Here is a 15,899-nt window from a genome sequence, read left to right as displayed (position 1 = left end):
TTTTCAATAGCTAAATATAAAACACATAATATAATACAAATAAATAATTTTTTATGAACAAGATCTTGATTTACAATAATCAAAGTCATTATTAAATAAAGAAATTGCATAGTTTCAATCTTAAATTATTTTAAAAATGAAAAAAAGCATACTAATTGTCATCGCGTTTTTTGGCTTGTTGAACTTTGTTAAAGCGCAAACCAAAACAATATGGATTGTTCGTCATGCAGAAAAACAAATGGATGATACCAAAAATAGTAATCCACCTTTATCTAAAATTGGACTAGAAAGGGCAGAGGATTTAAGAAAATTATTAAAAGGGAAAAAAGTTGATTACTTATTTTCTACCTCTTATCTACGTACCCAGCAAACAGTTTTGCCCATATCAAAAGAAAGAAATATTGCTATCCAAGATTATAAGGTAAATGACAAAGCATTTATAGAAAACCTAAATAATTTACCAGCTAATAGCAACGTAATAATTGTTGGCCACTCTAACACCATTATTCCACTAGCAAAAGATTTAGGAGCAAAAATTCTGTTAGATCAATTAACTGATGAAGATTACGATTTCATTTTTGAATTAAAAATAAAGGATGCAAAAGTTAAAACTTCCATAAAACACTATGGCGCTTCTCATCACTCCTCAAATAAAATTCTCGCTATCAATTAATTACTTTATTATTTATAATTATTCTAAATAAAATTTGGACAATTGAAGTAGGTTTCTTTTCTTTGTTTCGTTAATTAGAATTAATCTTAATAAAAATAGCGATGAAAAATAAATACCCAAATCTCCAAATTATTGTTCTTTTAATATTCCTGCTAGCCACGTCTATTCAAAATGTATTAGCACAGGATATAAAAAAATTTAAAATATCTGGGATTGTGATGGAAAACGGAAAACCACTAGAAGATGCAATGGTCATATTAAAGCCTAAGCAAAAGGTGGCTTATACCAATGAAAATGGAGTTTATAATTTTAATAATTTAGTTGCAGGTAACTATATTATAAGTGTGAAGGTTACTGGAGCCAATCTTCAAGAAAAGGAAATCAACCTTAATCAAAATGTTATAAATTTTGATTTTAAATTTGATGCCCAAAAATTGAATGAAGTAAAGGTTGTATCTAATAAAACAATCAATCAAAATCCAATTTCCGTTGGTAAAAGTTCCATTAAGGGATTTGATTTACCTCAAAGTGTAAGTATTATAAATAATGAAATAATTGAGAACCAACAAGTAAACAAGTTAAGCGATGTGATACAAAATGTAAACGGTGTTGCATTAGGGACAGCTAGAGGTGGAACAGGGGAATCGTTTTATTCTCGTGGATATAGTTTGGGGAGAAATAGTTTACTTAAAAATGGTTCTGCCGTAAGTTCTTCTGTGATGCCAGAAGCTAGTACATTAGAAAGTGTGGAAGTGCTTAAAGGTAGTGCAGCTTTGCTTTATGGTAATGTAAGTTCGGGTGCGGTAGTAAACATGGTAACAAAAAAACCTAAATATGAATTTGGCGGCGAAGTTTCTTTACGAACCGGAAGTTATGATACTTATAAACCGATTGTAGATGTTTATGGTCCGATTTCTAAAGATTTAGCTTTTAGGGTGGTAAGCACTTATGAAAACGCGGCTAGTTTTAGAAACAATGTTAAAACTGATAAAATATATGTAAGCCCATCTTTAAACTATAAAATTGGAGAAAAAACAAACGTTTTATTACAAGCGGATTATTTGAAATACGATAATACGCCAGATTTTGGTATTGGAACATTAGATGGTAAAATCCCAACGACTATCAATAGAGAAAGTTCTTTTAATACTCCTTGGGCCTTTAATAAAGTAAATCAAACTACTACTTCTATTATCGTTGATAGAGAGTTGCAGAATAACTGGAACTTAAACTTTATTGCAGGTTACCAAAATTACGATCGTAATTATTTCTCGACAGAACGAATTCAAGCTGCTGCAAATGGAGATTTGAGCAGAAACTTGACAAGGGCAAACTCTTTCGAGAATTATTTTAACGGTCAACTTAATTTAACAGGAAAACTCAAAGTTGGTAAGATAGAGCATCAAATTTTATTAGGTACGGATGCGGATAGCTACAAAACAACCAACAACGGTTATGCCTCATTACCAACTTATGATAAGATTAACACATTAGATGCTAATAAATTTACCGCTCGTACTGACGAGCCTACTGTTAATTTATTAACAATTACACAATCTCCTACTTATCGTTTTGGAGTTTATGCTCAAGATTTAATCAGCTTAACGGAAAAATTTAAAGTATTAGCAGGTTTAAGATATAGCTATCAAATGATTGATAATCAATCTATAAAAGACGTTAAAACTGGAGCTAGTTCAATCAATACACTATCAAATCGTTCTGACGATGCTTTTTCTCCTAGATTGGGTTTAGTTTATCAACCTAATAAAACAACTTCGTTTTTTGGAAGCTACGCAAACAGTTTTGAAGTAAATACAGGAACGGATGTTACTTTCAACAATCTAGCGCCATCAATAATCAACCAATTTGAGTTAGGTTTAAAAAAAGATTTATTTCAGAGTAAATTTTCCGCAAATTTTACTATTTATAAGATCATTAATAGCAACACTACACAACAAGCAGAGTTTTTAGCAGATGGAAAAACCATAAATAATGATAATAAAATCCAAGAATTTTTAGGTGAAACAACTAGTGATGGTTTTGAAATTGATTTAAGCGGGAGAATCGTGGGTCAGTTAAGCTTCTTAGCAGGCTACAGTTATAATTTTATGAGATTTACAGATGTTTCTACTGCTAAAAATAGCCCAATTTTAGGAGAAGAATTTGTAAGAAATGTTCCTCATACTGCAAACGGAACTTTGTTTTACACCTTTAAAGATGGAAAAGTTAAAGGCTTAAAATTTGGTGCTTCTAGCTTTTATACAGGCAATAGATTTGCCGGCTGGAATAATAAAGTTGGTCAGTCACAAACTGAAAGTAGGATTTTGCCCTTAGATGGCTTTACAACTTTTGATTTTTCGGCCGGTTATAGCTTTAAAAAGATTTCTATTTTAGCGAAGATTTCGAATATCACAGATGAGCTAAATTATGTGGTACATGAAAACTATAGTGTAAACCCAATTGCACCAAGACAATTCTTAACTACAATTTCTTATAAATTCTAATATAAAAAACAAACAAGAGCAGATTCCAAAATGGTTTCTGCTTTTTTGTTAATATAACGATGAAAAAAATCTTTAGAAACATTCACCTCTACCTCAGTTTAGCCGCAGGTATATTTATTATGATTGCTTGTTTAACAGGTTCAATAATGGTTTTTGAAGAAGAAATCAATCATATTTTTCATTCGGAAAGGTATTTTGTAAAAGTTCAAAAAGAAAGATTGCCATTAAATACCTTGGTTAAAAATGCAGAGCTTTCTAAAAAAGGTTTTGAAGTTTCAGGAATTAAAGCTTACCAACAATCAGATAGAAGTACAGAAATAAGTTTATCCGAGATTAATAACGGTGAACCAGAAAAGAAAGAAGGAAGAGGTAAACCAAGTTATACCGTTTATGTAAATCCTTACAATGGTAAAATCTTAAACATAGAAAATAAAAGAGAATCATTCTTTAAAAAAGTAGAGATGATCCATCGTTTTTTACTGAGCAAAAAGGAAGGAGTTGGACATTATATCATGAGTTATTCAGCATCCTTTTTTCTTTTTATTTTGATAACCGGAATAGTTTTATGGTGGCCAAAATCTAATAAGGTTTTAAAGCAAAGACTTAAAATTAAATGGGATGGAAACACCAAACGCCTAATACATGACTTACATGTAGTCGTTGGGTTTTACACTTCTGTTTTTTTAATCATTATTGTGATGACTGGTTTAACCATGTCTTTCAATTGGATTAATAACGGTATTTTTACTTTAACAAATTCTAAAAAAGAGAATCCTAAACCTCCAAAATCTAATTATTTAGAAGGAAGTTCTGTTATAGATTTTACAGGATTAGAAAATATAATTATAAATAATTTCCAGGATTTTAATTTTTACAGCATCAGAGTTCCTAAAGAAAAAGATGATGTTTTTAGCTTAAACATTTTAGAAAATAGCCAGACAGAAAATAATTTTTCTACCTTTTACATTGATCAATATAAAGGTACAGTTATTAATAATCTGGCTTTCGCCGATAAAAGCTTAGGACAGAAAATACGCTCTTATGTAAAGCCAATACATACTGGAGAGATTTATGGTTTAACAACCAAAATCATAAACTTTATAATTTGCCTGTTAACTTTAACTTTCCCAATTACAGGAGTTTTAATGTGGTTAAAACGATTAAAGAAAAAGAAATTAGCAGTTAAAATATAGTATAAGTTTATTGGTGCAAATCAATTTTTTCTGCTCCTCCAAGCTCTGTTTCGGTAATTCTTAAAGCAACCGCATGTTTAGAAGGCTTTATTAAATCGCCTCTAACTTTTGCATAAGCCCAAGTAAACTCGGCACCAAAGTATAGAATGGCTGCAGAATAATAAACCCAAACTGCAATTACAATAGTAGTTCCTGCAGCTCCATAGATATCACCTACAGCAGCATATTGTACATATAAACCAATTAAATATTTTCCAAGCATAAATAATAAAGCAGTAAAAAACGCACCTGCCTTAACTTGTTTCCAGGTAATTTCTACGTCTGGCAATACTTTATAAATAACGGCAAAGAGGCTCATTAAAACCACAAAAGTAATCCCAAGATTAATAATATCTATAAAAATCAAAGTAAAATCAGGTAAAAATTTAATGAGTATATTACTAAATGCGGCAATTACGCTGTTAATTAGCAAAGAAACTATCAATATAAATCCTAAACTTGCTATCATAGATAAAGATAAAACCCTATTAATTATCAGCTTAAGCCAACCTTTTTTAGGTACAGCCCTAACTCGCCAAATCATATTTATAGAATCTTGAATCTCTATAAAAATACCCGATGCACCAATAATCAAAGTAATTACACCAAGTACTGCAGCTACTGTACCTTTACCAGAAAGTGCTAGTTTTTTTAAGATATCTTGAATTTGTAAAGCAGCTTCACTTCCAATTAAATCATTAATTTGGCTAAAAACTTTACCTTGTAATGCATCCTGTCCATAAAAAATCCCTCCGATAGATATCAGAACAATCATCATTGGTGCTAAAGAAAAAATAGTGTAATAGGCTAGTGCTGCACTTAATTTTAAACCTTTATCGCTCATAAAAGAGTCGAAGGTTTCGCTTAAAATTTCAAAATAATATTTAGAAGTCTTTTTTATATCCATAAAACTAGCGGTTACTTACCACTAATAAATTAAGATCTTTATGTGGCAAATTAAATCTTTGGGCTAAATCTTTATTTGTCATAGCCCCTTGATAAAGGTACACTGCATTTCTTATGCCAGTTTTCTCCCAAATTAAATCCATAATTCCTCCCATTTCGCCAATATCAATTAAAATAGGAGTAAAAATATTTGTCAAAGCATAGGTTGCCGTTCTACTAACCCGGCTGGCAATATTCGGTACACAATAATGAATGATTTCATGTTTCCTAAAAACAGGATTTTTATGATTTGTAACCTCAGAAGTTTCAAAACAACCACCTTGATCTATACTTACATCGATAATTACAGAATCTGGTTTCATTTTAGAAACCGTTTCTTCAGTAACCAAACAAGGGCTTCTTCCGTGATTTGCCCTAACCGCCCCAATTACAACATCACAAGTTATCAGTGCTTTTTCTAAAACTATCGGTTGCATTACAGAGGTGAAAACCTTGCATCCAATATTATCCTGTAAACGTCTTAATCTAAATAAAGAAGTATCAAAAACTTTAACTTCTGCACCTAATGCAATAGCAGTTCTTGCGGCATATTCGCCAACTGTTCCTGCACCTAAAATTACAATTTCTGTAGGTGGCACACCTGTAACACCGCCTAACATCAATCCTTTTCCGCCAAAAACATTACTCACATATTCGGCAGCAATTAAAACAGAAGTAGAGCCAACAATTTCGCTCATTGCCCTTACAACAGTTAATATATTAAATTCATCTCTTAAATATTCCAATGCTAGTGCAGTGATTTTTTTTGAGATTAAAGCCTGTACATATTCCGGCTTCATGGTAGACATTTGTAAAGTAGAGAACAAGATTTGATGGTGCTTCATCATGTCTACTTCATCCATTGTGGGCGGAGCAATTTTTAGAATGATATCAGCCTGATAAACCTCTTTAACATCGTAAACAATTTTAGCACCTTGTTCACTGTATTTAATATCAGCAAAATTAGAACCCATACCAGCACCAGATTCAATCACAACTTCATGCCCATTATTAACCAATAGAGCAACAGAAAGCGGAGTTAAAGCAATTCTATTTTCCTGAAAAGAAGTCTCCTTAGGAATACCGATATACAAGCTATTCTTTTTGGATTTTGTAGGAGCCAAAGTTTCTTGCGTTTGCATCATCGCCTGTTTTGCAACCTCCGTAAAGCCGCCCATTAATTTTGTATCCATTCGTTGTTATCAATTTTAATTTAGGTATTTTATCCTCCAGCTGGCGGATTCCGCTATATCTTTTTTCAAAAAAGAAAAAAAGCTTGCCCGACTAATGGCGGGGATTTCGCTTCAATCTTTAACGCAAATATTTGATTTTAAGACTTACGAAGTTTTTGAAAACTTCGTAAGTCTGATTACTCTCTGCGATCTTTGTGAAAAATCTCTGTTAGCTCTACGGTTAAAATATTTTAAAAAATATTAACTTCAATCTCCCTTTCAGTCTCACTCAAAACTTCAATCTCAACTTTAACATAATGCTCTGGCAGTAAATCAGCAATTTTTTCTGGCCATTCTACAAAACAATAATTCCCAGAATAAAAATAATCTTCATAACCCATATCAAAAGCTTCATTTGATTTTTTAAACGATAAAAATCAAAATGATATATGCTTCCGTCCTCTAACTCATATTCATTAACTATAGAAAAAGTCGGACTACTTGTATGATCTTTTGTTCCCAAAAGCTCGCATAATTTATTTATCAATGTGGTTTTTCCTGCACCCATACCTCCGTAAAAAAGAAATATCTTTTCTTCTTTAGCTTCTTGTAATATTTTTTTTGCAGTTGATTCTAATTCGGCAAGTCCGGCAACTTCAAATTTCATTCTATAAAAATATTATTTGTTTTTATAGGTAACAATAGGAATGATCATTTCTTCTAAAGAAATTCCGCCATGTTGAAAAGTCTCGTTAAAATAATTCACAAACTGGTTATAATTGTTTTGGTAAACAAAATAGGAATCTTCTTTGGCAAAAATATAACTAGAACTTACATGTAATTTTGGTAACATGGCATCAGCAGGATTTTTAACTAAAAAAACATCTTTATTAACATAATTCAGGTTTTTACCTTGTTTATATCTAAGATTAGAATTGGTATTTTTATCTCCGATAACTTTACTTGGGTGTTTAACTCTAATGGTTCCATGATCTGTGGTAATAATTAACCTAACTTTCTTTTGAGATAGTTTTTTAATCAAATCTAAAAGGGGAGAATGCTCAAACCAAGAAAGCGTTAAAGAACGGTATGCGGCATCATCATTTGCCAATTCACGTATCATTTGCATATCCGTACGGGCATGAGAAAGCATATCAACAAAATTATATACAATCGCATTCAATTCGTTTCCCATCAAATTTGATAGCGATTCATTTAGACTTTTTCCTTGATCCTGATTAAGGATTTTATGATAAGAAAATTTAGTATCTTTTTTAACGGAACGTTTGATTTGGTCTTCTAAAAATTTCTCCTCAAATAAATTTTTGCCTCCTTCATCCTCATCATTTTGCCACATTTCTGGGAAACGTTTTTCCATATCAGAAGGCATCAATCCAGAAAAAATAGCATTTCTGGCATATTGTGTTGCAGTAGGTAAAATACTAAAGTAAGTATCCTCCTCTTCTAGCCTAAAATACTCTGATATTATTGGATTAATAATTTTCCATTGATCATACCTTAAATTATCAATTAAGATGAAAAAGGTAGGCGTTTGCTCGCTAAGGGATGGAAAAATCTTTTTCTTAAATAATTGATGAGAAAGCATTGGCGCTTTATCCTGATCTTTAATCCAGTCTAAATAAGATTTTTCTATAAATTTACAAAACTGAGAATTAGCTTCTGATTTTTGCATTGTTAAAATTTCATGCATTCCTGCATCTTCTAATTTCTCCAATTCTAATTCCCAAAAAATCAATTTTTTATAAACATCAACCCATTCTTGGTAGTTTAGATTATCGTTCAAAATCATCCCCAAATTCCTAAAATCTTGCTGATAAGCCATAGAAGTTTTCTCACTTACCAATCTTTTATTATCGGTTAACTTCTTTATAGTCAATAATATCTGTTTAGGATTTACGGGTTTAATTAAATAATCATCGATTTTAAAACCAATTGCATCCTCCATTAAATATTCTTCCTCACTTTTGGTTATCATTACCACTGGTACATCCGGATTAATGGTTTTAATCTGACTTAATGTTTCCAATCCGGTAAGGCCGGGCATATTTTCATCTAAAAAAACAATGTCAAAATCTTTAGTCTTAAATATATCAAGAGCATCTCTTCCATTTGTTGCTGTATCAATTTGGTAACCTTTCTCGTTAAGGAAAAGGATGTGTGGTTTCAAAAGGTCAATCTCATCATCGGCCCATAATATATTTGCTAGTTGCATATAAAATTTTCTAATTGAATGATTTTCTTATTAATTTCTTAATCTTTGCTAGAAATTAACTCGAGCCTCTAAATTAGCAATTTTTGTGCCTTATAATTTAATTGTATTGAATAAGAACAAAATTATAAATGATCCTGTTTATGGATTTATTAGTATAAAAACACCTTTGTTGTTTGATTTGATTGAGCATCCTTATTTTCAAAGATTAAGGTATATCAAACAATTAGGAATGACTCATTTGGTTTATCCTGGGGCTTTGCATACTCGTTTTCATCATGCTCTGGGCGCCATGCATTTAATGCAATTGGCCATAGAACATTTGCAAAGCCGCGGTCACGAAATAACCAAGCAAGAAGAAGAGGCAGCTTGTATAGCAATATTATTACATGACATTGGTCACGGACCTTTTTCCCATGCTTTAGAACATACCATTGTTAATGGTGTTTCTCATGAAAATATCAGCAATATGCTGATGGATAATTTAAATAAAGAGTTTAATGGAGCTTTAAATCTGGCTTTAGAAATATTTAACTGTAAATATCACAAAAGCTTCTTCTGCCAACTTATATCGGGGCAACTTGATTTAGATAGATTGGATTATTTAAATAGGGATAGTTTTTTTAGTGGGGTAACCGAAGGAATGGTTAGTTCTGATAGGATTATAAAACTTCTAAATATCAAAGATAATAATTTAGTTGTCGAGGAGAAAGGCATTTACTCAATAGAAAAGTTTCTAATTGCTCGTAGATTGATGTATTGGCAGGTTTATTTACATAAAACCGTTGTTGCAGCAGAGCAATTATTAGTTAAAATTTTAGAAAGAGCAAGAGAAGTTGCGCAACGTGGGGAGCAATTATTTGCAACTCCGGCTTTAAAACATTTTCTTTATAACAATATTAATGCTCAAAACTTTTCAAGCAATAACGATAACTTAGAAAATTTTTCGTTGTTAGATGATAACGATGTGATGACATCAATTAAAGTTTGGCAAAAACATGATGATTTTATTCTAAAAACTTTGTGTGTTAATTTAATTACCAGAAAGCTTTTTAAAGTAGAAATAAGCAGTGATTTACCAGATAAAGAACGATTAAACCAAAAAAAGAAAACTGTTATTGAAAAATTAAACATATCAGAAGATGAAGTGAATTATTTTGTATTTACAGGAACTATAAATAATATGGCTTATAAAACAGGAAACGGGAGCATCAATATTTTGATGAAAAACGGTGATTTAAAAGACATAGCCGTAGTTTCTGATAATGCAAATTTAGAGGCATTATCCAAAATAGTAACCAAGAATATCTTTTGTTATGTAAGAACTTAACAAAAGATTATTAATAATTTAATAACAATTTGTTCATTTAATAATATCAATTAATTTTGACACATGCAATTTACCGCAAAAGAGATTAACTTCTTGCTCAATGGCACTTTAAAAGGTAACCCAGATGTTAAAGTTAATCAGTTAGCAAAAATAGAGGAAGCACAAGAAGGGGCATTGTCTTTTTTAGCCAACCTAAAGTACGAGGCTTTCCTTTACACTACCAATGCTTCTGTGGTAATTGTAAACGAAGATTTAGTTATTGATAAGCCCGTTAAAGCAACATTAATTAAAGTTAAGGATGCTTATAGCAGTTTTTCTATCCTTTTAGAAAAATATAATAGCCTAAAACAGGACAAAAAAGGAATTGAACAATATTCATTTATTCACCCTAAAGCCAAAATAGGTAAAGACGTTTATATAGGTGCTTTTGCTTATATTTCTGCTGGTGCAATTATTGGAGATAACACTAAAATTTATCCTCAATGTTTTATTGGCGATGATGTTAAAATTGGTACTGATTCGGTAATACAAAGTGGGGCTAAGATCTACCATGACTGTGTTATTGGAAATAAAGTTAATATACATGCTAATACTGTAATTGGTAGTGATGGATTTGGTTTTGCTCCGCAGCCAGATGGTTCCTATGTAAAAGTAAGCCAGATTGGAAACGTAATTATAGAGGATAATGTAGAAATTGGCGCTAATACCTGTATTGATAGGGCAACAATGGGATCTACCCTAATTAAAGAAGGGGTTAAATTAGATAACTTGATTCAAATAGCTCATAATGCAGAAATTGGCAAAAACACAGTAATCGCATCTCAAACAGGTATTTCTGGAAGTGCTAAAATTGGTGAAAGCAACATTATTGGTGGCCAAGTTGGTATAGTTGGTCATGTTACTCTAGCAAAAGGCACACAAATTCAAGCTAAATCTGGAATAAATAAATCAATAGAAGAAGAAAACAAAAAGTTTGGTGGCGCACCAGCACAAACTTATCAAAACTATATGCGTTCTCAAGTAATCATTCAAAGATTACCTGATATGGAGCGTAAAATTGACGAATTGCAAAAGTTAGTAAACAAATTGCAAGAAAATCTTTCTAAATAATTTCATAAATGAACCCTAGGCAAAGAACAATAAAATCTGAGGTAAGCGTATCTGGAGTTGGTTTACATACAGGAGCCAAGGTTAATTTAACTTTTAAGCCCGCACCAGAAAATCACGGATATAAATTTAAAAGAATAGACTTACCTAACCAACCAGTAATTGATGCTGATGTTGATAATGTTTCAGATACATCAAGAAGTACAACTTTATCTGCAAATGGAGCTAGTGTAAGCACAACAGAACATGTATTGGCGGCTTTAGTAGGATGCGAGGTTGATAATGTAATGATTGAGTTAGACGGCATTGAAGTCCCAATTTTAGATGGTAGCGCAATTGAATTTGTTAAGGCAATAGAAAGTACCGGATATAAAGATCAAGAGGCTGAAAGAGAATATTATGTTGTTCAGCATAACATTCATTATTCTGAAGAAGAACGGAAAGTAGAAATGGTGATTATGCCATTGGATGATTATAGATTTACCTGTATGGTAGATTATAATTCGCCAGTTTTAGGAAGTCAGCATGCTACAATTACTTCAATTAGTGATTTTAAGGATGAGATTGCCTCATGTAGAACTTTTGTTTTTTTGCATGAATTAGAAATGCTGCTAAAGCACAACCTTATTAAAGGAGGCGATATTAATAATGCAATTGTAATTGTAGATCATGAAATTGACGACCAGGAATTAAAAGATCTTGCTAAAGCATTTAACAGGGAAGAGATTAAAGTAGCCAGAGAAGGAATTTTAAATAATATAGAATTACGTTTCCAAAATGAGCCTGCCCGACATAAATTATTGGATATGATAGGGGATTTAGCTTTAATTGGCACACCTATAAAAGGTCATGTAATGTCGGCAAGACCAGGCCATGCTGCTAATGTAGCTTTTGCTAGAAAAATTAAAGCAGCAATCAAAAAAGATAAAAAGAAAAAGGTTCAACATCTTTATGACCCAACAGTAAAACCTCTTTATGATATTGCTGGCATCATGAATATTTTGCCACATAGGCAGCCATTTTTATTTATTGATAAGATTCTTGAGTTAACAAAAACTTATGTGGTAGGAGTTAAAAACGTTACCATGAACGAGGAATATTTTAAAGGTCATTTTCCGGGTGCACCAGTAATGCCTGGGGTAATACAAATTGAGGCAATGGCCCAAGTGGGCGGTGTTTTGGTTTTAAGTACCGTACCCGACCCAAGTAATTACCTAACTTACTTTTTAAAAATTGATAAAGTGCGTTTTAGAGCACAAGTTTTACCAGGAGATACCATTATCTTTAGATGTGATTTAATGGAACCTATTAGAAGAGGAATTGCACAAATGAAAGGCGTTGGCATGGTTGGAGATAAGGTAGTAATGGAAGCAGAAATGATGGCGCAAATAACTAGATATAAAGAAACCGAAACACCAGAATGATACAACCCCTAGCTTATATTCACCCACAAGCAAAAATCGCCAATAGCGTAATTATAGATCCATTTGCTGTAATTCATAAAGATGTTGTGATAGGAGAAGGTACTTGGATAGGCTCTAGTGTTACAATAATGGACGGCGCTAGGATTGGCAAAAACTGCCGTATTTTTCCTGGAGCAGTTATTTCTGCCATTCCACAAGATTTAAAATATGCGGGAGAAGAAACTACTGCTGTTATTGGTGACAATACAACAATTAGAGAATATGTAACTATAAATAGAGGTACTGCAGACAAATGGGAGACAAAAGTTGGGAAAAATTGTCTTTTAATGGCTTATTGTCACGTAGCTCATGATTGTGAGGTGGGGGATAATTGTATATTTTCTAATAATACAACACTCGCTGGTCATATCACTATTGGGGATAATGTTGTTTTAGCCGGCAACGTAGCTATACACCAATTTTGTAAAGTAGGTTCATATTCTTTTGTAACTGGCGGTTCTCTGGTCAGAAAAGATATCCCTCCTTATGTAAAGGTTGCAAGGGAACCCCTTTCTTATGCTGGTATCAATTCTGTTGGCTTAAGAAGAAGAGGATTTACTTCAGAAAAGATAAATGAAATTCAAGAAATTTACCGCATTTTATTTGTAAAGCATAACAATGTAACCAAAGCATTGGATATTATAGAAGCAGAATTTAAACCTACAGAAGAGCGTGATGAAATTATCAATTTTATCAGAAACTCTAATCGTGGAGTGATGAAGAGTTTTGGTAATGGATAATTCTTAATGAAGATTTTACTGGAGCAAATAGGAAGAAGGTTTAACCGAGAATGGATTTTTAAGCATGTTGACTATACATTCGAATCTGGTAAATCTTATGCAATATTAGGAATAAACGGTTCAGGAAAATCCACATTATTACAAGTCATTTCTGGTGCTTTAACGTCTTCCATTGGTAATATTACTTATCTTTTAGAAAACAAACAGATTGATGTAGAGGAAGTTTATAAACACTTTAGTCTTGCGGCACCTTACCTGGATTTAATTGAAGAATTCACACTCTTAGAAACTTTAGACTTTCATTTCAACTTTAAAAAACGAATTAATAATTTAAATAATAATGAGCTGGTGGATTTGCTTGATATGCAAAAAAGCAAAAATAAACAGCTTAAATATTTCTCTTCTGGGATGAAACAAAGAGTAAAGTTATTATTGGCTTTTTGTTCTGATACTCCGTTACTTTTATTGGATGAACCTACCGCAAATTTGGATGAACAAGGAATTAACTGGTATTTGGATTTAGTTAAATCATTTGGAGGTAATAATAGATTGGTTATTGTTTGTTCTAACCAAGCCCATGAATATTCTTTTTGTGATGAGCAAATTTTGGTTGCTGATTATAAATGATAATTCACCATTTTGAAAAATCCTGTCAATCCTAAAATCTTGAAAATCAAGATTCAGACAATTAGCATCATAATTTCCATTTTATAAGTTTTGCGTTAGGGATTGAAACGGCAGCTTTTTTGTCCGCCAGCTGGCGGACAAAAACTAAAGTGTAAAGCCCGCCCGAACGCCCAAATCATCTTTAAAATCTACTGATTATCAATCATATCTGTACTCCAAAATCAAAAACATAATAATTTTATTACCTTTGCAAAAAAATTATGCCGGCAAGATAAGGCTGGGAAAAACTTATGAGTAATATATTAGCGATCGTCGGGAGACCGAACGTAGGAAAAAGTACCCTCTTTAACCGTTTAACGGAAAGCAGGAAGGCAATTGTAGATGATCAAAGCGGTGTAACCCGTGACAGGCACTACGGAATTGGAGAATGGACACACAAAAATTTTACTGTAATTGATACCGGGGGTTACGTTGTAAACTCGGAAGATGTTTTTGAAGCTGCAATTAGAGAGCAGGTTCATATTGCTATTGAAGAAGCAAACGTAATTGTTTTTATGGTTGATGTCACCACCGGAATTACGGATTTAGAAGACAGTATTGCGCAAGTTTTAAGAAAAAGTAAAAAGCCTGTTTACGTTGCTGTAAATAAGGTAGATAACTTTCAGTTACAATCTGACGCAACAGAATTTTATAGCTTAGGATTGGGGGAAATCTATTGTATCTCGTCTATGAGTGGTTCTGGGACTGGCGAATTATTAGATGAGGTAATCAAAAACTTTGATGAAATTCCTGAAGAGGAAAATAAGCTTCCGGTTTATGCAATAGTTGGTCGCCCAAATGTGGGTAAATCTTCTATGATTAATGCTTTGATTGGTAAGGACAGAAATATTGTTACCGAAATTGCTGGTACCACTCGTGATTCTATCCATATCCACTACAATCAGTTTGGACATGAGTTTATGCTGATTGATACTGCAGGTTTAAGAAAAAAAACTAAGGTTCATGAAAATATCGAGTTTTACTCGGTAATGAGAACGATTAAAGCTTTAGAAGAAGCAGATGTTATTATTTTGATGATAGATGCCGTTGATGGTATTGAATCTCAGGATATTAATATTTTTCACTTAGCAGAAAAGAATAAGAAAGGCGTTGTAATTGTGGTTAATAAATGGGATTTAATTGAAAAAGACCACAAGACTACTTTAGAGTTTATCGATAAAATCAAGGAAAAATTATCTCCTTTTGTTGATGTGCCTATCATCTTTACTTCGGTAACGGAAAAGCAGCGTATTTTTAAAACTATTGAAGCTGCGGCTAAAGTTTATACCAATAAAATAAAGAAAATTCAGACTTCTAAATTGAACGATATTTTATTGCCAATTATAGAAAAAACACCTCCTCCATCAATTAAAGGGAAACACATTAAGATTAAATACATTACGCAAATTAATGCCACGTCGCCAATGTTTGCTTTCTTTTGTAATCTTCCTCAATATATAAAAGATCCTTATAAAAGGTTTATAGAAAATAAATTAAGGGAACATTTTGATTTTGAAGGTGTGCCGATTCAGATATTTTTTAGACAAAAATAATTTTTAATAGTTCGCAGACCAAGGTTAAGAGTAGGCGGACTTAAACCATTTAACAAACAATACAATGAAAAAATTTTTAACACTAACTCTAATAGCAATTTCTTTAGGATTTGCAGCCTGTAATAACAATGTTAAATCAGAAAAAGAAATAGATTCATTAAATCAAAAAGCTGCTGATTCTTTATTGAATGCGGCATTAGAAGATACTACTGCTGTAGATAATGTGAGAACAGATAGTTTGCTTGTTGCTGATACTTTGAAGAACAATAAGTAAGCGGAGATTA

General features: G+C 32.2%; 13 protein-coding genes and 1 pseudogene. 10 read left to right on the top strand and 4 right to left on the bottom strand.

The window, feature by feature from the left end:
* The first annotated feature begins 136 nt into the window (after positions 1-136).
* From A5893_RS13310 to A5893_RS13300, 3 genes are all read left to right on the top strand, one after another.
* A complete protein-coding gene (locus A5893_RS13310; protein WP_068823068.1) occupies positions 137-673 on the top strand; it encodes a phosphoglycerate mutase family protein in 537 nt (178 codons plus the stop codon).
* 101 nt (positions 674-774) lie between these two features.
* A complete protein-coding gene (locus tag A5893_RS13305; RefSeq protein ID WP_068823067.1) occupies positions 775-3,177 on the top strand; it encodes a TonB-dependent receptor in 2,403 nt (800 codons plus the stop codon).
* Positions 3,178-3,236: 59 nt separating this feature from the next.
* Complete coding sequence (locus tag A5893_RS13300; RefSeq protein WP_068823066.1) at positions 3,237-4,370, top strand: PepSY-associated TM helix domain-containing protein; 1,134 nt, start codon at positions 3,237-3,239, stop codon at positions 4,368-4,370.
* A gap of 7 nt (positions 4,371-4,377) precedes the next feature.
* On the opposite strand, the gene A5893_RS13295 is transcribed toward A5893_RS13300, so the two are convergent.
* The 4 genes and pseudogenes from A5893_RS13295 to porX form a co-directional block, all read right to left on the bottom strand.
* On the bottom strand, positions 4,378-5,316 hold the full coding sequence (locus A5893_RS13295) for a YihY/virulence factor BrkB family protein (protein WP_068823065.1): 939 nt from the start codon (positions 5,314-5,316) through the stop codon (positions 4,378-4,380).
* A 4-nt stretch (positions 5,317-5,320) separates the two neighbouring features.
* The gene (locus A5893_RS13290; RefSeq protein ID WP_232456862.1) at positions 5,321-6,547 is read right to left on the bottom strand and encodes an alanine dehydrogenase; all 1,227 of its coding nucleotides are present in this window, start codon (positions 6,545-6,547) and stop codon (positions 5,321-5,323) included.
* Positions 6,548-6,777: 230 nt separating this feature from the next.
* Positions 6,778-7,193: pseudogene (tsaE, locus tag A5893_RS13285) on the bottom strand (tRNA (adenosine(37)-N6)-threonylcarbamoyltransferase complex ATPase subunit type 1 TsaE).
* A 12-nt stretch (positions 7,194-7,205) separates the two neighbouring features.
* The gene (gene porX, locus A5893_RS13280) at positions 7,206-8,759 is read right to left on the bottom strand and encodes a T9SS response regulator signal transducer PorX (RefSeq protein WP_068823064.1); all 1,554 of its coding nucleotides are present in this window, start codon (positions 8,757-8,759) and stop codon (positions 7,206-7,208) included.
* Positions 8,760-8,865: 106 nt separating this feature from the next.
* Here porX and A5893_RS13275 point away from each other — a divergent pair, with 106 nt between their 5' ends.
* From A5893_RS13275 to A5893_RS13245, 7 genes are all read left to right on the top strand, one after another.
* Positions 8,866-10,086: an HD domain-containing protein gene (locus A5893_RS13275; RefSeq protein ID WP_068823063.1), complete on the top strand. Its 1,221-nt coding sequence runs from the start codon at positions 8,866-8,868 to the stop codon at positions 10,084-10,086.
* A gap of 63 nt (positions 10,087-10,149) precedes the next feature.
* A complete protein-coding gene (gene lpxD / locus A5893_RS13270; protein ID WP_068823062.1) occupies positions 10,150-11,196 on the top strand; it encodes a UDP-3-O-(3-hydroxymyristoyl)glucosamine N-acyltransferase in 1,047 nt (348 codons plus the stop codon).
* 8 nt (positions 11,197-11,204) lie between these two features.
* Positions 11,205-12,617 (top strand): bifunctional UDP-3-O-[3-hydroxymyristoyl] N-acetylglucosamine deacetylase/3-hydroxyacyl-ACP dehydratase, encoded by a 1,413-nt coding sequence (locus tag A5893_RS13265; protein ID WP_068823061.1) that lies wholly within the window; start codon positions 11,205-11,207, stop codon positions 12,615-12,617.
* Positions 12,614-13,396, top strand: coding sequence for an acyl-ACP--UDP-N-acetylglucosamine O-acyltransferase (lpxA, locus tag A5893_RS13260; RefSeq protein WP_068823060.1), 783 nt, complete (start codon positions 12,614-12,616; stop codon positions 13,394-13,396). Before A5893_RS13265 ends, lpxA begins: the two co-directional genes overlap by 4 nt.
* Positions 13,397-13,402: 6 nt before the next feature.
* A complete protein-coding gene (locus tag A5893_RS13255; RefSeq protein ID WP_068823059.1) occupies positions 13,403-14,023 on the top strand; it encodes an ABC transporter ATP-binding protein in 621 nt (206 codons plus the stop codon).
* Between the two features lie 290 nt (positions 14,024-14,313).
* Entirely contained in the window at positions 14,314-15,615 is a 1,302-nt protein-coding gene (der, locus tag A5893_RS13250) for a ribosome biogenesis GTPase Der (protein WP_068823058.1), read from the top strand.
* 64 nt (positions 15,616-15,679) lie between these two features.
* Positions 15,680-15,889, top strand: a complete 210-nt coding sequence (locus A5893_RS13245; RefSeq protein ID WP_068823057.1) for a hypothetical protein — start codon at positions 15,680-15,682, stop codon at positions 15,887-15,889.
* Positions 15,890-15,899: the final 10 nt, after the last annotated feature.

This window comes from Pedobacter psychrophilus (assembly GCF_001652725.1).
In the GTDB taxonomy this organism is placed as follows: domain Bacteria; phylum Bacteroidota; class Bacteroidia; order Sphingobacteriales; family Sphingobacteriaceae; genus Pseudopedobacter; species Pseudopedobacter psychrophilus.
This window is presented reverse-complemented; position numbering and strand designations above follow the sequence as displayed.